We start from the raw sequence: 17,457 nt of genomic DNA on the forward strand, positions 1-17,457 counted from the left end.
CAGATCGACGAGGCCCTGCTCAGGAGCCTCACGCCGAACGTGCTCGCCGTCCTCGTCCGCCGCGGGGCCGATTTCGCCGCGGCCGAGGACGCCGTGCAGGACGCGCTCGTCGAGGCGCTCCGCGTCTGGCCGACCGACCCTCCGCGGGACGCGAAGGGCTGGCTGGTGACCGTGGCCTGGCGGAAGTTCCTCGACGCGCGGCGGGCGGACGCCGCCCGCCGTCGGCGCGAGGACCGCATCGAGGAAGAACCGGTTCCCGGGCCTGCGTCCGCGGTGGACGACACGCTCCAGCTGTACTTCCTGTGCGCCCACCCCTCGCTGACGCCGTCGTCGGCGGTCGCGCTCACGCTGCGTGCCGTCGGCGGCCTCACCACCCGCCAGATCGCCCAGGCCTATCTGGTGCCCGAGGCGACCATGGCGCAGCGCATCAGCCGGGCCAAGCGCACCGTCTCCGGCGTGCGGTTCGACCAGCCCGGGGATGTCGCCACCGTGCTGCGTGTGCTGTATCTGGTCTTCAACGAGGGCTACTCGGGCGACGTCGACCTCGCCGCCGAGGCCATCCGGCTCACCCGCCGGCTCGCAGCCGGCTTCGACCATCCCGAGGTGGCCGGGCTGCTCGCCCTCATGCTGCTCCACCACGCCCGGCGCGCCGCCCGGACCGCGGCCGACGGCAGCCTGGTGGCGCTCGCCGAGCAGGACCGCACCCGGTGGGACACGAAGCTGATCGCCGAGGGCGTCGAGATCCTGCAGGGCGCGCTGGCCCGCGACCGGTTGGGCGAGTTCCAGGCCCAGGCCGCCATCGCGGCGCTCCACGCCGACGCACCCACCGCCGAGGAGACCGACTGGGTGCAGATCGTCGAGTGGTACGACGAGCTCACGCGCCTGACCGACAGCCCCGTCGTCCGCCTCAACCGCGCGGTCGCCGTCGGCGAGGCCGACGGACCGCGCGCCGGCCTGGCAGCGCTCGCGGCCCTCGACGACGACTCGCTGCCCCGCCATACCGCCGTGGCGGCGTATCTGCACGAACGCGACGGCGACCTGACGACGGCGGCGCGGCTGTACGCCGAGGCGGCCCACAAGGCACCCAACCTGGCCGAACGCGACCACCTCACTCGCCAGGCGGCCCGCCTCAACACCCGCCGAAGTCCCTGACGAGCGGCATGTCCCGGAACGGGTGCCTACCTGTCCCCCGGGCGGTACGGGCACGCCGACTCGGCCGCCGGCGCGCCGACGCGTGACGCGGAGGCGCCGCCCGTCCTGCGCTCGCGCGGACGCAGCCGCACCATCACGTCCCGCAGCGGGCGAAGGGAGATCACCGGGGAGCCGTACTGCAGCAAGTCTCCCGGGACGAGGTTGAGCCTGAACCGCTGGTTGATCATCGCCACGATGATCCGCAGTTCGAGCAGCGCCATGTTGTTGCCCACGCACTGCCGAGGGCCCGCCCCGAAGGGCAGGTACGCCATGCGGGGCCGCTCCCGTACGGCCTGAGGGGTGAAGCGGTACGGGTCGAAGGCCACCGGGTTGTCCCAGTGGCGCGGGTTGTGGTGCGAGGCCAGGGGCGAGAGCAGGATCGACGACCCGGCCTCGATGCCGTAGCCGCCGAGGGTGTCGGGCCCGACGGCGGCCCGCGGGAAGATCCAGATGGGCGGGTACATCCGCAGGCTCTCGTCCACCACCATCCGCGTGTACGTCAGCTCGGCCGCCCTGTCGGCGTCCGGAGTCGCACCGCCCAGCACGCCGTTGATCTCCTCGTCCAACTCGTCCTGCACATGCGGGTGGTTGGCGATGGACAGCAGGGTCCAGCACAGGGAGACGGCGGTGGTCTCGTGCCCCGCCAGATAGATGGTGAGCAGCTCGTCGCGCAGTTGCCGGTCGGTCCACGGCTCGCCGGTCGCCGGGTCCTCGGCCTGCTCCATCAGCGCGATCAGCGGGCCCTCCCCGGTCCGCGCGTGGTTCTCGCGGACGTCCGCGACCACCTTGTCGAAGACCCGGTGAATGTGGTCGATCTTGCGTTTGCGGGCCGTGGGCAGCCAGGACGGCAGCATTTCGGACGGCGTGCCCCGCCGGAACATGACCTCCACGACGTCGTCGACGATCCGCTTCAGCACGGCCGACGCGGGCTTGATGTCGTAGGCGAACAGCGAGCGGCTGAGCGTGACCAGGGTGAGCCGCAGCATCTCGGTCATGAGGTCCACGGGCTCGTCCCGGGCGGCCTTGGCCTCCCATTCGTCGAGCATCTCCTCGGTGGCCGCGACGATGTTGGGCACGATGTCGGTGACCGCGTTCTTGAGGAACACCGGCTGCACGGCCCGGCGGTGTCCGCGCCAGAAGTCGCCGTCCGAGGTGAGCAGGCCCTTGCCCATGACCACGCCGAACTGCTCGTAGAGCGGCCCGCGCACGTAGTTGGCGTTGTTCTCCACCAGCACCCTGCGCACCGCCTCGGGGTCGGTGACCTGATGGACGGTCATCGGCCCCAGCCGCATGCGGACCATCTCGCCGTAGTCACGCTGCAGTCCGAGCAGGAACTCGGCGGTGTTGCGGCGCCACGGACCGAGGCTGCCCACGAGGGGGGCGCCCTTGGGGCCGGGGGCGGTGCGCGGTGCTGTGGTGGATGTGGACGTCGTCGTGGATGTGGTGGTCATCAAGGGTCCTTACCTGGTCAGGCTGCGCGGCTGGGCCGTGCCGTGCGGTACCGGAAAGGCACGCCGCACGAAAAGGTGGTCGAAGACCGCGTCCGGAGCCAGCCGCCGCAGCGCGATGGTGCTTCGGGCGAGGAAGCCGACGGTGTAGCGGGCGCGGGGGCGCCGCTTGTGGACGGCGCGTTCCACCACGCGGGCCACGTCGTCGGCGTGGACGGTGAAGGTACCGGCCAGGGTGCGGCGGCTGCCGGTGTAGATCGCCTGGAAGTATTCGGCGGTGCGCTCGCGGAACTCGTCGTAGACCTCGCCCGCGGACGGGAGGTTGTCGACGTACGTCGAGCCGAAGTTGGTGGTGCGCACGGGACCCGGCTCGATGACGACGACCCTGATGCCGAAGCCGGCCGTCTCCAGCCGCAGCGCGTCGCTGAGGGCCTCGACGGCGTGCTTGGACGCCTGGTAGAAGCCGCCGCCCGGGACCGCGTAACGGCCGAAGATCGACGAGATGTTGACGACGGTCCCGGTGCCGGCGGCCCGCATGCCGGGCAGGACCAGCTGGCTGAGGCGGGCCAGTCCGAAGACGTTGGTTTCGAACTGCTGCCGCATCCGGTCGAGTTCGATCTCCTCCACGGCACCGGAGGCGGCGAACCCGGCACTGTTCACGAGTGTGCCGACCGCGCCGTGCTCCCCTTCGACCGCGTCGACGGCCGCACGCATGCTGTCCTCGTCGGTGACGTCCAGCCGCAGCGTGCGGATGCCCTCCGCCGCGAGCGGGGCGAGCGTTTCCGGCCTGCGCGCGGTGGCGTACACGAGCATTCCGCCGCGGTGCATCCGGAGCGCGCAGGCCCGGCCTATGCCTGACGAACAGCCCGTGATCAGCACGGGATTCGGTCGGTTGTTCACGATCTACCTCTTCACGGTTTAGGGCGGGCCGTTACGGAAAGGTGCCGGGCATGTATCACCGGATCGTGGCCGCGAAGCTACGCAAAGCGTTCTCCGACATCAACTCCGGAAACTGGCAGTCCATGGTGGACACACTCGCACCCGATTTCACCTACGTCTTCTACGGGGAGCACGCGCTCGCCGGCGAGCGCCATACCGTCGAATCCATGAGCCTGTGGTGGCAGCGGGTCTTCCGGCTCATTCCCGAGGCCGAATTCAAACCGCAGGAAATCATCATTTCCGGCGGCCCCTGGCTGACCAGGGTGGCCACCCGGGTACGGATCGGCGGCCCGCTGCCCGACGGCACCCGCTACGACAACGTCATGACCCAGTTCATGTATCTCAAGTGGGGGCGCATCACCGAGATCCACACCCTGGAGGACACCGTCGTCCTGCAGCGGGCACTCGACCGGATCGCCGCCTCGGGCAACGCCGAAGCCCACGCCGAGCCCATCACGGACAAGCGCTAGTACCCTCGACCGGCACCGGCACCCAGCGGGGTGCCGGTGCCGCCGCACGTTCAGCCGAAGGCACCCAGCTGCTTCGCGAGGTCGAAGGCATCCAGGGAGAACCAGCTCTCCACGATCACCCCGTCGCGGAACTCGTCGATGACGATCCCGGGAACGGCGAACTCCCGCCCGACGGCCGGGATCCCCTCGTAGGGCTCGCCCGTGTGGGTGCCCCGCGCGGTGAAACGGCTGACGACCTTCTCGCCCTCCAGGATCCAGTCGTCCACCGTGACATGGAGGTCGGGGAAGGAGGCGCGCTGGATCCGCACCCATTCCTTGAGGTGTTCCACACCCTCTTCGCCATTCGGGGCCGTCCCGTGGCTGATGTGGTCCTCGGCGGCACCCTCATAGATGACGTCGAGATTTCCCTTGTTGAGGCATTCCTCGTAGTAGCGTTCCAGAACTGCCTTGTTCTTCAAGGTGTTCGACATGTGGCTCCATTCCTGTTCCTTGGGTTCTGTGAGGTGTCGGTGATCGATCGGTTCCTCAATCGCCCACGACCGGACCCTCGAATCCGGTTATCGTCATGACGCGGGCGCCGGAGGCAGCGCTCGTGATTTTCCAGGTGCCCAGCGCGGGATCTCCTTCGATGAGGCAATTCCCGTTCTCCTCTCCGTGGACGGTGATGCGTCCGACGGTCAGCGGGTCGACCGCCACCGAGATCCCCGCACCCTGTCTCGCGCACAGCCGCACCACGTTCTCCAGTGCCGACATGGCCAGGGCGGTACGGGGAACGGCCGCTGTCGCCCACAGGTCGTTGGGCGCGCAGGGGCGCACCTCGCCGGCCCAGCGGCCCTCCTCGGTACGGGTCCACCGTGCGCGGGGCACAACCGCGGAACGCCAGTTCAGCAGCTCGGGCCCCGAGCGCCAGGTGGTCATCCGGGTGAGCTTGCTGCGGGGCGGGGCGGGCGAGCGGGTGTCCCCCGGCGCGTACACGATGCGCGCCCTCGCCTCCGGGCCCGCACCGCCGGGGCGCCGGAAACGGGCCTCGACCGTCCAGGACCGTCCGTCGTGAACGCCCCGGAGCTCCCGCTCCCAGACGGTGACCGGCCCGTCGAGCCGCAACAGGTCCAGGGGGACGACGACGTCCTCCAGACAGTCGAGGCGCAGCTCCGGGAAGTCCGGCGGTACGACCCACTCCGCGCCCCGGAGCGCGTTCTCCAGCAGCAGGCTCACCGGGACCGCCTCGGCGCCGTCCACCAGGAAGTCCGTCAGCACCGGGGTGGTCTCCCGGTCGAAGCGGACCCTCGACACCAGCCGGGCGTGCGGCTCGTAGGAGGTCACCTCGCCGAGGTGGTGGATCTTCGGGTACACCTCGGCGTATCCGGGCAGGTCGGGCACGACCGGGTAACCGGTGGCCTGGCCGGGGTCGACGGCGTCGCCGAGCGGTCCCACGAAGGTGACCTCACCGGCGGAGCCCGCCAGCAGCTCGGCCTGCCACTTGGCGAGTCCGTCGGCGACGCCGAGCGGTGCCATGTAGCGCCGCGTCGCCGAGAAGTTCGCGATGAGGCCAATACGGTCCCAGGTCGGCCAGGCGAGCGTCATCACCGGGTAGGCGGTCCGGCGGTCCGCCCACCGGCCCAGCCGGGCGAGCGCCTCGTTCGCGGCGGCGTACTCCAGCTGGCCGACCATGCCGCCCAGCCGCCCGGTGAGCGAGCCCACGTTGCAGAAGAACTTCAGGCTGCTGTCGGCGAGTTCACCGAAGAGATGGGCGAAGCCGTCGATCTTCGTCGCCACCGTCCGCAGGATGTCGTCGTCCGTCTTCTTGGGCAGCCTGGCCGCGGTGTCCACGCCCGCGTTGTGCACGACGCCGGTCAGCGCGTCGCCCTCCCGCGCCAGCAGCGCGCGCACCTGGTCCAGGTCGGTGAAGTCGCACGGGACGTACTCGATGCGCAGTCCGCGCGCCCGCGCGCCGGTGATGTTGCCCGCCAGCTCCCACAGGCGGCGCACGCGGGCGATGTCGCGGCGGATCTCGGGCAGCGGGCGACCACGGCGGCTGCCGGACCACAACTCCTTCTCGTACGCCTTGAGTTCGGCCGCGTCCGCACCGAACCACGGTTCGTCCGCGGAGGGGAAGGGCTCCCGGCCGGTCACGACGACCCGCGTGCCATGCTGCTCGGCGAGTGTGCGGGCGAGCTCCCAGCCGATGCCGCGCCCGCCTCCCGAGACCAGGACGCAGTCCTCGGGGCCCAGGCTCACGGCGGGGGGTCCGACCGGGGCCGCGACGGGAGACAGGGTGAGGCGCCGTCCGTCGCGGTGGCCGACCTCGATCTCCCCGGTCCGGCCCAGCTCGCTCACGACGACGCCGGGCAGGTCCTTGGCCGCCGAGAGCGCGGTGTCCACGATGCGCGCGTTGCAGTTGGGGAACTCGCGGTGCAGCGTCTTGGCGAGCCCCGCCCAGATGCCGCCCAGCGGTTGGGCCAGGTCGTCGTCCGGATGCTGCCCCATCCCGCCGCCGAGGTGGGTCACGGCCAGATAGAACAGCCGCCGTGCGGAGGTCTCCGCGGCCCAGTCCTCGTACTGCTCGCGCAGCGCGGTCACGGTCCGCAGCAGCGGTTCGCGCCACACGCCCGTCAGGTCCTCGGTGCCGTGCGCGGGAGTCCCGCCGCCCAGGGTGAGGTCGACGATGGCATCCACCGGGCCGTCGTCGGGGGCGGGCGCGACGGTCGCGGGTGTGCGCCGCCGCACCAGTGCCCCGCGTGCGGTCAGTTCGCGCTCGACGCGCTCGGCGCTCTCGTCGTCGTCGGCGAGCAGCAGGACCCGCATCCCGGCCGGCCGCGACGTGTCCGGGGTGAGCGGTGGGAGCGCGGCGGGCCGCCACACCATCCGGGTGGTCGGCTGCACCGCCGGGTCCCCGGTGGCGGCGGGCACGCCGACAGGCGGCGACTCCCGCGAAGTCGTCAGCATGTTTCAGTTCCTTCCTGGTCACGCGGATCACGTCGGTCGCGGCGGTCGGACGCCGTCGGCGGACACGGCCTCACCCGTGCGGGCGTCGACGTAGCCGATCAGCGCCGCCCGGAGGTCCTTCATCTGGAGGACCATCCGGCCGTCGGAACGTGCGGCGACGAACCGGTTGTCCACCCGGTCGGCGGACAGGCCGAACCCGCGGGGCGTGGCGTACAGGTCGATGGGGCCCGGCTCGGTCGACAGGATGTGGTCGTTCGTCTCCTCGTAGAGGTCGATACGGCGGATCGACAGGGGCGCTGCGACCGGCACCAGCCGGCCGTCCACCAGATCCAGCACCCCGACCCTGGCCAGTCCGTCCAGCAGCACGCACGGCACGGTGAACCGCGGCCACACCGGGTCGTCCGAGGGAAGCGAGAGGGAGTACCGCCCCCGCTTGCCCAGGGGATGGATGGCTGTGCCGGTCGTCGAGACGAACGGCCCGCTCAGCCAGACCGGCGAGCCCGGCTGGTGGTACGGATCGGGGACGGGAGTGTCGTCCGCGCTGTCCCAGGGCTCCCAGCGCGGGGCGGGGGCGAACGTGTCCGCGAGGACCACCCGGGCCGTGAAGTGCGGCCTGTTCTCGACCAGGCCGACGCCGCCCGGGGAGACCACGTCCTCGGAGACGAGGACCTGGACGACGGTGGTGTCCCCTTCGTCCTCGACGATCTTTGCCGTGATGCGCTTCGGCGCGGTCGGGACGTCGCGGTACACCCGCAGGAAGTGCTCGAACCTCAGGTCCTCGAAGGCGATCACGTTCCGGCCGGGCACCAGATGGCGGGCCGCCTCGGCCGCGATCTCGGTGACGAAGGTGCCGGGCAGCGTCGGTTCGCCCCGCACGGTGTGGTGTTCCAGATAGCCGTCGGTGCGCAGGTCGAAGGGGCAGGCGAACTCGGCGGAACGGTCGTCGGAGGACACCAGGCGGCGCAGGAAGAAACCGGGAGGCGCGGGCCTCGCGGCCGGGGATGCCGAGGGGTCCTCGGCCCTCAGATAGCCGGGGTAGAACTTCTCCACCGTGGCCTCTTCCGCGTCCCCCAGGTGCACGACGGAGGGCCGCCGGACGGGGGCGTGCAGCTCCTGCACGAAGTGGTGGACGCCCTCGGGCACCGGCATGCTGCTGTAGGAGCCGGCCCGTTCGTAGTACGCCTTCGTCAGCTCGCCCGCGCCCATGCCGACGCTCCCCCACAGCGTCCACCCGATGGTGACCTCCGGATGGCCGGAGGTGGCCGCCGCGTGGGTCGCGGCGCTGCTCAGGAAGTCGTTGGCGGCGGCGTAGTCCGCTTCGCCGAGCTGCCCGAAGTGGCCCAGCAGGGAGCCGAAGTTGCACCACAGACGCGGCGGGGTGTCGCGCAGCGCGTACTTCAGGTTCAGATACGACTGCACTTTCAGGTCCCGGATGGCGATGAACTCCGCGAAGTCCTTGTCCTTGATGAGTGCCGAGCGCTGGAGCCCCGCGGCGTTGATGAGCAGGTCGATCCGGCCGTGCTCCCGCAGAACCTCGCCGAGGCCCTTCTCCACCTCGGCGCCGTCACGCATGTCGCAGGTGCGGTAGACGACCCGGTCGGCGCCGCTCGCGGCGGCCATCTCCTGCAGGTTGCGCCGGGACTCACGCGCGTTGAGCATCCGGTCGAACTCCTTGGTGATGCTCGCGACGTTCCGGCCGCCGCCCTTGGCGAGTTCGGCGGAGATGTACGCGGCCCGCCCCGCGGCGAACTCCTCGTCGGTACCGGCGAAGACGGAGGGCGGATGGGCGTCGAGGTCGTTGCTGCCGAAGACGTGGATGCGTGAACCGAACTCCCTGGCAAGGGACTTGACCACCTCGGCGGTGATCCCCCGGGTGCCGCCGGCCACGACGATCACGGAGTCCCGGTCCAGTGCGACGGGCGTGTGCTCGTCCAGGGTGACCGGCTCGTCCCGCAGCCGCCAGGTACCGCGCACCCCGTCGTCCTCGACGACCACGGGGAAGTCGCGGGCTGCACCGATCTCCTCCTCGACGCTGCGTACCGCCGCCGCCATGTCGCCGCCGGAGGTGAGGTACGCGAGGCTGCCGCCTTCGGACAGTTCAAGGCCCGCGGTCTTCAGGAGGCCGGTGAAGAGACCGGAGAAGGGGTGCGGCGTGCCGTCCTGCACGGCCCTGAGGAGCAGCATCGTCACGGCCGAACCGGGCCGGGCAAGATCGTCGTAGCCGAACTGGAGGGCCAGGTAGGCGGCGTCGTGCAGGGCGAGCAGAGAGGGTGTGCCGTCCGCGGCGAGGGCCTGGTCCGGCGGCACGGCGCGGCTGAGATCGCTCAGGATCCGCAGCCGGGTGATCGGCCCGGCGGTGCCCGAGAGTGCCTCGCGTACGGCCTCGGGGGTGACCCGCGACAGGTGGTGCCAGCCGGGACGGGGTGTATCGAGCGGTGCGGTCGACAGCACCGTGAGCGCGGAGTCCGGGCCTGCCGCCCGGGCCACCAGGTCGGGTGCGTCGGTGACGACGACGGCGCCGTCCGGCAGGAACGGGACCGGCTCACGGGGCGGGCGGGACGGCGCGGCTTCCCACACCGGGACGCGACGCCGGACCCGCAGGGGCTCGCCGGCTTCGGTGTGGGTGGTCGAACGGAAACCGTCACGAAGGGTTTCGGGGCTCCCGGTGGTGGCGCCACCGGGGATGGTCAGCCGGAGCCTGGGCCCGGTGGCGCTTGCCTCCTCCGCACTGGAGACCGTCACCGTCCCCGCGGGGCCGTGCAGGGCCCTGAGGACGGCCAGGCCTCCGGCCGCACCCAGGTAGCGGGCGTTCTCCGGGGCTCCGGCCCCGCACACGACCGCCTCGTGCTCAGCCGCTTCGTCCAGCGTCTCGTCCACGTACGCCAGGACGGGCAGGCCGTGGCTCCGGGCCCGTTCCTCGGTGGTCAGCGCGAACAGGAAGGCACCCTCGGCCAGTTGCTCCTCCTGCTCCGGCAGCAGGTCGCCGACGAGGGACCGGTACTCCGGGAGGCTGTTGCCGTTGATCCCTCCGGCCAGCGCGAAGTCCAGCTCCCCGGTCCGCAGATACCGGCCGGCCAGAGTGATCGAGGACAGAGCCGAGGCGAAGCCCGAGTCCAGCGTCATGTTGGAGCCGTTGAGGTCGAAGTAGTTCGCCACCCGGGCGGAGATGATGTTGGGCATCTGACCGGGGAACGAGTCCTCGTTGGACTCCGGGATCATGGACCGCACCTGTTCCCGCAGCCGGTCGAGGACCCCGGGCACCTCGGCGGATCCGGCGAGGTGCGAAGCGCCGAGTGCCTCACCTATGTCGTCCAGGTAGCACCGGTTGGCGTACAGCATCGCGGCCCTGGTCGGCCCCATGTGCCCCACGAACACCCCGGTTTTCGCGGCCTGTTCGTTCCAGAAGTCCGGCATCCTGTCCCGGAGTTCGTGAGCGCATTCGAGGATCATCAGCTGGCACCGGTCCAGGGCGCGGATCGTCTTGGGAGGCAGCCGGACCTTCTTGAACGGCGGCACCGGGTAGTCCGCTCCGAAGCTGTCCAGCGGCGGCCGGCCGCCCTTCAGCCAACTGGTCACCTCCTCGCGCCCGTCCAGGCCCGGCACATGGGCCGACCAGCCGACGAGGGCCACCCGGCTGTCGGTGGCGGGCGCCTTCGTCGCCGGGGTCCGCCCCTCGGCCGCCTCGGCGCGCGGGCGGTTCTCGGAGACGATGAGATGGGCGTTCGTACCTCCGAAGCCGAACCCGGACACGGCCGCCAGCCGGGGCCGCTGCCCGCCCTCGGGCCAGTGCCTCGGCTCCGCGCTGACCTCCAGCCGCGTGTCCGCAAGACGGAAGTCGGCACGCGGGGTGTCGAGGCGGAACTGGCCGGGGATGGTGTGCTGTTCCAGGCCCTTGAGGCTCTCGATGAGCGAGACGACTCCGGCGGCCCAACCGGTGTGTCCCAGCAGCGACTTGTTGGAGGTGACGGCCGTCGGAGCGGAGGTGCCGAAGTGCTCCCGCAGCGTGGTGAACTCCTCCAGGTCACCGGCGGGCGTACCGGTCGCGTGCGCGTTGATCCACTGCACGTCGGCGCTGTCGACCTCACCGCCCTCCAGGGCCCGCCGCACCGCCAGGCCCTGCCCCTGCGCGTTGGGGGCGTAGATCGCCTTGCCCTTGCCGTCGGAGGACGAGCCGAAGGCCCGCAGCACCCCGAGCACCCGGTCGCCGTCCTGCTGGGCCCTGCTGAGCCGCTTGAGTACGACGAGGGCGGCGCCGTCCGCGAAGATCACGCCGTCGGCGCTCTCGTCGAGGGCGTGCACGGTGCCGCGCTTGGACAGTCCCTGGAGCTTCGAGAACAGGACGGTGCCGCGCGGCGCCAGGGCGAAGGCTCCGCCGCACACGGCGATGTCCTGCTTGCCCATCAGCAGGCCCTTGGCCGCGATGTCGACGGCGTACAGCGACGAGGAGCAGGCGGTGTCCACCATGTGGAGTTCGGTGGAGGGCGGAAGGACGCCGTCCATGGCCACTTCACCGACCCGGTGGGGCAGGAAGCGCGAGGGGGACCGGGCACCGCGCCGGTACCGGTCGGTCAGGGCCTGGTCGATGCCCTCGCGGAGGGTGTCACGCTGCTCGTGCGGGACCCCCAGCTCGTCGACGATGCCGTGCGTCAGCCGGTGCGCGCTCGCAAGGACGCCCGCCTCTTCGAGGTGCTGGCTGCCGTCCGGGGTGTAGCCGACCACGAAGGAGCACCTGTCGGTGTCACGGCGCGTGACGCCGTCGAGCGCCTGCACCAGGCTGTGGCGCAGCCACTGGGTGGTGAGTTCCGCCTCTTCCGGGCCGTCCGGCATGCCCTCGAGGGCCCCTTCGGCGGCGGCGAAGTCCGTGATGAACACGCACTGTTCGGCGTACGCCTTGTCCTCGGCGGTCAGGTCCAAGGAGTGGAAGCAGTCGTGCTGCCAGCGCTCGCGGGGGACCTTGACGAAGAGCTCGTCGCCTGTCGTACGCAGCTTCCAGAACTCGTCGGGGCTGTTGGCCCCGGCGACGGCCATGCCCATGCCGACGACCGCGATGGCATCGTCACCGAACTCGACGGGTTCTTCAGCGTCGGCTTCGGGCACCTCTGCGGCCTTGGTCGGAGGCGAGAGAAGGGCGGCGCCGAGGGTGAGGCCGCCGTCGGCCAGGACGACCTGTCCCGTGATCCACCTGGCGTCGTCGGAGGCGAGGAAGGAGACGAGCGCGGCGAACTCCTCCGGCCTGCCGAGCCGCCCCCACGGGGTGGCCCTGGCGATGGCGTCCTGCATCTGCCGGGCATCGGGGAACTTGTCCGCCACCTCGCTGCTCAGCATGGCGGCCGAGGCGATGTTGACCCGGATGCCCGAGGGCGCCAGTTCCACCGCGAGATAGCGGGCGGCGGCCTCGGCGGCCGCCTTCGCCGGAGCGCAGGCCGAGTAGTTGGCCATCACCATCTGCGAGCCGCCCAGCGCGGACACGGTGACGATGGAGCCGCCCCCGCCCCGCGCCATCAGCGGTGCCGCGGCCCGTGAACAGCGCAACCCGCCCTTGTAGTTGGTCTCGATCGCCTTGTCCAGGTGGTCCTCGGTGATCTCGTCCGGCGGCAGCAGGGCGCCGTTCGCCGCGTTGTTGACCAGGATGTCGAGCCTGCCGTGCAGCCGGTCGACCTCCTGGAACATCCGCTCGACCTGCTCCTGCCGGGCCACCGAGGCCCGTACGAGATCGACCCTGGCTCCCTCGGCGACGAGTTCGTCGCGCGTCCGCTTGGCCTGCTCATGCGAGTGGAAGTAGTTGAGGACGATGTCGGCCCCCCGTGCGGCGAGGTCCCGCACGATGGCCTTTCCGATCCCCCTCGACCCGCCGGTTACCAGCGCCACCTTGCCGGTGAGGTCCCTCATCGAAATCCGTGTCCTTCGTATCGGTCGCGTCCGTGGTGTCCGTGGTGTCGGTCCGGCATCAGCCCGCCGGCGCCGGCTCGGGATGCCGTTCCAGCTCCGCGATCACGAAGTCGGCGATGGCGTCGAGCGTGTTGTAGGGCGCCAGCCGGAAGTCCGCCTCGCGGGGCGGCAGTTCGTACCGCTGGGAGACCCGGGAGAGCAGCTCGACCTGCTTGACCGAGTCGACGCCGAGCTCGGCCTCCAGCTGTGCTCCGCCCTCGAAGACCTCTTCCGGGTACTCCAGCGCCTGCGCGTACAGGGCCCGCAGCTCGCCGAGGACCTCGTCGCGGTCCAGGGCCCCGTGCGCAGGCGCGGGGCTCGGGGCCGGCTCCTGCTCCCGGCCCTGCTCGCGCTCCTCCTCCGCGAAGGCCTCCGCATCCCTGCGCACGCGCTCCCGTACCTCGTGCCCGTGCGCCTTCCAGTAGGCCTCGAAGAGGTCCGAGTCGACGGTCGGGGCCAGCAGCTCCGCGAGGCCGGGCCCGGATCCGGACATGCCGTCGGGGTCGGCCAGGCCCGCCGCGCGCAGCTCCCGCAGTGTCGCGTCCAGCGCCAGCCGGTCGCCGTCGTCGAGCGCGAGGGTGGGCAGGGAGCGCACGTGGGAGCCCTGGGTCAGCCGGGTCACCAGCTTGGACAGGGCGGCACGTCCGCCGGCCTCCACGAACGTGGAGACTCCGTCCTGGTGCAGGGTGCGCACCGCCGCCGCGAAACGGACCGGCTGGACGAAGTGGTCCGCGAGGCGGCCGGCGAGAGCTTCGTCCGGCTCGTAGTGGCGCTGGAGGATCGGCGAGTACACGGGCCGCTGGAGTGGGTGCTGGTCCAACGTGCGGACGAACGCCTCGAATTCGGGGGCCGCGGGTGCCAGCGCCGGGGTGTGGAAGGGGAACGGCGCGTCGATCTCGATCGCGCCGATGTTCAGCTGTGCGGCGATCGCCGTCACCTGGTCCAGCACCGCGTCGGGACCGCTCACCACGGTCTGTTCGTCGTGGTTCTCGGTGGCGACCGCCAGCAGCGGGTCGTCCAGCAGGCCGAGGAGCATCCGGACCCTGTCGGCCCCGGCCGACAGGGCCACCATGCGTCCGTCGATCCCCTCGTGGCGCTCGATGACCGCCACGCGCTGCGCGACGATGCGCACGCCGTCCTCGGCCGAGAAGGCTCCGGCCGCCACCAGGGCGGTGATCTCCCCGAGGCTGTGACCCGCGAGCACGTCCGGCCGTACGCCCTGGTCGGTGAGGATCTCGTAGGCGGCGAGCCCGGCGCCGTAGATGGCCACCTGGGACAGCCAGGAGTCACCCGCGAGCAGTCCTCGCAGGTCGGTCTGTTCGGGTCCGAACAGGACATCGCTGATGCGTCGTGAGAACAGGGCGTCCGTCGCCGAGTCGAGGCGATCGAACACGCGCTGGACCTGCGGGTACGTCTCCTTCGCCCGCCGTAGGGCGGCGCCGTCGAAGCCGCCCTGGCCGGGGAAGACGAACGCGGTGATCGGGCCGGTGGAGGTGTTTTCGGGCATGCTGATGGATCCCTTGCTGAACGAGGTGGGGTTGGTGAGCGTGGGTGGCAGGCTCGTTGCGGGTGGCTAGTGCACCGGCTGTGGGGAGCCGTCGAGCAGGTACCGCCCCATGGGGCCGAGGTTTCTGGCGATCAGCCGGTCGCCGGCCCGGGAGGCGGGGGCGAAGTGCCGGGGTGCCCCGCGCACCAGCCAGCGCACCATCCGCAGTTTCCAGCCGAGGTCCGGACCGGGCTCCAGGTGGTCCAGCAGGGCGTGGATGTTGGCGGCCGAGTAGAACTGTGCGGGGTCCACGATCGTGGCGAACACGCCGACCATGTCCCGGCCGTGGGTGGCGCTGCGGCTCATCGCCCTGATGAACTCGATCTCCTCGGGGCTGTGGTCGGCGATGAGGGCGTGCTCGCAGGTGTACCGGTAGTGGCCGGTGACCAGGTCGTCCCGTCGGCGGCCGTACCGGGCGAGTGCGGCCGGCAGCCCGGCGCCGGGCGGGGACGACAGTCCCTCCTCGACGGCTTCCGCGAGGAGTTCGGCGCTGCGCAGACCGTCGGTGATGCCCGCGGCCGTGATCGGGTCCCGGGTGTATCCGGCGTCCCCGACCAGCGCCCAGCCGGGCCCGTGCGCGCGCCGCAGGAAGTTCGGTACCGCACCGGTCATCCAGCGGCCCGCGCGCTTGGTCTCGCGCAGCGACGCGGCCCACTCGGGGTCCACGTCCTCGAAGGCCTCGATGACGGTCCGGTCGCGTTCCTCGTCGCTGCTCGCCCTGAAGTCCCGCGTCGGCAGGGCGACGCCCACGATGGTCAGGTCGTCGTGGGTGGGCCAGGTGAAGGTGTGCTTGCGGGCGTGCCGGTGGGTGCGCACCCGGCCGTCGTGCGGCAGCCCTTCCCAGTAGGCCCAGTGGCTCTTGTTGAGGACGGGCCGGGTGGCGTACTTCTCGGCGCCCGTGAGCCGGGCGATCGTGGAGTTGGAGCCGTCGGCGCCCACGACGAGGCGGGCGTGTTCGGTGACGGTGGCGCCATCGCCCGACCGTCCGCGTACGCCGGTCACGGTGCCCGCCTCGTCGGTGCACAGCTCCTGTACCGAGAAGTCCTCGCGGAACTCGGCGCCGGCCTCGAGCGCCGCCTCCAGCAGGATCCGGTCCAGCGTGGCCCGGTCCGGGGAGTACGCCGCGTCGACCTCCTCGACGGCCGGCAGCGGGGCCATCAGCCGGGCCCGGCCGCTCTGCAGTCCGTACTCGCGGATGGGCGGGCAGCCCGTGGCGGTCAGCCGGTCCAGCAGCCCCCAGCGTTTCAGCCGGGCGATGCCCGGCGGGTGCACCAGGTTGGTCGCCGCGGCCTTCCCGCCGGGGAAGACGGCCCGGTCGAGGAGCAGGACGCGGTGGCCCGCCCTCGACAGGAGCATGGCCGTGGAGGCGCCGCTGACGCGCGCGCCGACCACGATGACGTCGTACATGTCAGATCCCCCAGTGGTGTTTCGGTGAGTTCGCATGCCGGGACGGCTAGCTCCTGGTCTCCTGAAGTGCGTGGACCCCGCTTGCGTCCTGCCGCTCGACGTGTGCCCGGGACGCCTCCGCCGACTGCTGCTGCCTGGAGCGGCGCGGTGCGCAGAGCATCGCCAGGACGCCGAGCGCCGCGAAGGCGGATCCGACCCAGGCGGCGGGGACCAGTCCGTCCACGAACCGCTGGGGTGTGGTGTAACCGCCGTACGAGGTGAAGACCGAGGTCAGTACCGCGACGCCGAGGACTCCGCCGAGCTCGCGGAAGGTGTTGTTGGCGCCGGATGCGATGCCCTGTTCGTGCGGGCTGACGACGTTCATCGCCATCTCGGCGACGGGTGCGAAGAACAGCCCCAGACCGATGCCGCCCAGGACCAGACCGGGCACCTGGTCCGCGTACTCGGTGTGCACGTGGGACACCGAGGCCAGCCAGCCCAGCGCGACGGCCTCGGCCAGCAGTCCCAGGGCCACCACGAGCCGGTTGCCGATCCAGGCGGTCAGGAAGGAGGCGAGGGGGGCGACCACCACGGGCATCGCCGTCCACGCGAGCATCCGCACACCCGCCTCCAGAGGCGAGAAGCCCTGGATGTTCTGCATGAACTGGGTGAGCAGGAAGACCAGTCCGAACATGGCCGCGAACATCAGCGCGCTGGTGACGTTGACGGCGGTGAACGAGCGGTTGCGGAAGAGCCGCATGGGCAGCATCGGCGACGGGGAGCGCAGTTCCCACAGGACGAAGGCCGCGAGCAGTACCGCTCCGGCGATCAGGGAGCCGAGCACCTTGCCGCTGGTCCAGCCGTCGTCGGTGGTGCTCACCAGTGCGAGGACCACGCCCAGCATGCCGAGGCTCACCAGCACGGTGCCGGGCAGATCGAGCCGTGCACCCGGCTGTTTGCTCTCGGCCAGCCGCCACAGTCCGAGCAGCAGCACGACGACACCGATCGGCACGTTGATCCAGAAGATCCACTCCCAGGAGATCTTCTCCACGACGGCCCCGCCGACCAGCGGACCGAGCGCGACCGCCAGTCCGCTCAACGCCCCCCAGACGCCGAGTGCGATGCCCCGCCTTCGTTCGGACACCGCCTCCGTCAGCAGCGTCAAGGTCAGCGGCATGACGATGGCCGCGCCGAAGCCCTGCACGGCCCGGGCGGCGATCAGCTCCCCCGGCGAACCGGAGAGCGCGCACGCCGCCGACGCGGCGGTGAACACCGTGAGTCCGGCCAGGAACATCCGCCGGCGTCCGAAGCGGTCTCCGGCGGCCGCGCCGAACATGAGGAAGACCGCGAAGGCGAGGGTGTAGGCGTTCACCGTCCATTCCAGGTCCTGGAGATCCGTACCCAGGGACTTCTGGATGGCGGGCAGCGCGGTGATCACGACGAGGTTGTCCAACGCGGCCATGAACACCGCGAGTCCGCTCACGACCAGGGTCCACAGGGCGTTGCCGCGACTTCCACCGGCTTGACTGGTTGCATGGGCAGGTGACCGACCGGACATAGAAGATCCTTCGTCGAACGTACGGTGGGCAGGCGCGCGGGGTGG

At 71.2% G+C, this 17,457-nt stretch carries 10 protein-coding genes; 2 read left to right on the forward strand and 8 right to left on the reverse strand.

Going from position 1 to position 17,457, the window contains the following annotated elements; all coding sequences use genetic code 11:
• Positions 1 to 3 precede the first annotated feature (3 nt).
• Positions 4 to 1,152 carry an RNA polymerase sigma factor gene (locus ABD355_RS03500; RefSeq protein ID WP_344399036.1) on the forward strand — a complete coding sequence of 383 codons (1,149 nt, stop codon included), beginning with the start codon at positions 4 to 6 and terminating at the stop codon, positions 1,150 to 1,152.
• A 26-nt stretch (positions 1,153 to 1,178) separates the two neighbouring features.
• Here the strand turns inward: ABD355_RS03500 and ABD355_RS03505 are convergent, their stop codons facing one another.
• The gene (locus ABD355_RS03505; protein ID WP_344398527.1) at positions 1,179 to 2,642 is read right to left on the reverse strand and encodes a cytochrome P450; all 1,464 of its coding nucleotides are present in this window, start codon (positions 2,640 to 2,642) and stop codon (positions 1,179 to 1,181) included.
• 9 nt (positions 2,643 to 2,651) lie between these two features.
• The gene (locus ABD355_RS03510; RefSeq protein WP_344398528.1) at positions 2,652 to 3,539 is read right to left on the reverse strand and encodes an SDR family NAD(P)-dependent oxidoreductase; all 888 of its coding nucleotides are present in this window, start codon (positions 3,537 to 3,539) and stop codon (positions 2,652 to 2,654) included.
• A gap of 50 nt (positions 3,540 to 3,589) precedes the next feature.
• Here ABD355_RS03510 and ABD355_RS03515 point away from each other — a divergent pair, with 50 nt between their 5' ends.
• Positions 3,590 to 4,048, forward strand: coding sequence for a nuclear transport factor 2 family protein (locus ABD355_RS03515; protein WP_344398529.1), 459 nt, complete (start codon positions 3,590 to 3,592; stop codon positions 4,046 to 4,048).
• A gap of 50 nt (positions 4,049 to 4,098) precedes the next feature.
• On the opposite strand, the gene ABD355_RS03520 is transcribed toward ABD355_RS03515, so the two are convergent.
• From ABD355_RS03520 to ABD355_RS03545, 6 genes are all read right to left on the reverse strand, one after another.
• Positions 4,099 to 4,518, reverse strand: a complete 420-nt coding sequence (locus tag ABD355_RS03520; protein WP_344398530.1) for an ester cyclase — start codon at positions 4,516 to 4,518, stop codon at positions 4,099 to 4,101.
• A 55-nt stretch (positions 4,519 to 4,573) separates the two neighbouring features.
• Entirely contained in the window at positions 4,574 to 6,994 is a 2,421-nt protein-coding gene (locus tag ABD355_RS03525; RefSeq protein WP_344398531.1) for a KR domain-containing protein, read from the reverse strand.
• A 27-nt stretch (positions 6,995 to 7,021) separates the two neighbouring features.
• Positions 7,022 to 12,883 carry an SDR family oxidoreductase gene (locus ABD355_RS03530; protein WP_344398532.1) on the reverse strand — a complete coding sequence of 1,954 codons (5,862 nt, stop codon included), beginning with the start codon at positions 12,881 to 12,883 and terminating at the stop codon, positions 7,022 to 7,024.
• Positions 12,884 to 12,941: 58 nt separating this feature from the next.
• Positions 12,942 to 14,429, reverse strand: coding sequence for an acyltransferase domain-containing protein (locus tag ABD355_RS03535; protein WP_344398533.1), 1,488 nt, complete (start codon positions 14,427 to 14,429; stop codon positions 12,942 to 12,944).
• Positions 14,430 to 14,495: 66 nt separating this feature from the next.
• On the reverse strand, positions 14,496 to 15,875 hold the full coding sequence (locus tag ABD355_RS03540) for an NAD(P)/FAD-dependent oxidoreductase (protein ID WP_344398534.1): 1,380 nt from the start codon (positions 15,873 to 15,875) through the stop codon (positions 14,496 to 14,498).
• Positions 15,876 to 15,921: 46 nt separating this feature from the next.
• Complete coding sequence (locus ABD355_RS03545) at positions 15,922 to 17,412, reverse strand: MFS transporter (protein WP_344398535.1); 1,491 nt, start codon at positions 17,410 to 17,412, stop codon at positions 15,922 to 15,924.
• Positions 17,413 to 17,457 lie beyond the last annotated feature (45 nt).

Source organism: Streptomyces longisporus, from assembly GCF_039532765.1.
Lineage (GTDB): Bacteria > Actinomycetota > Actinomycetes > Streptomycetales > Streptomycetaceae > Streptomyces > Streptomyces longisporus.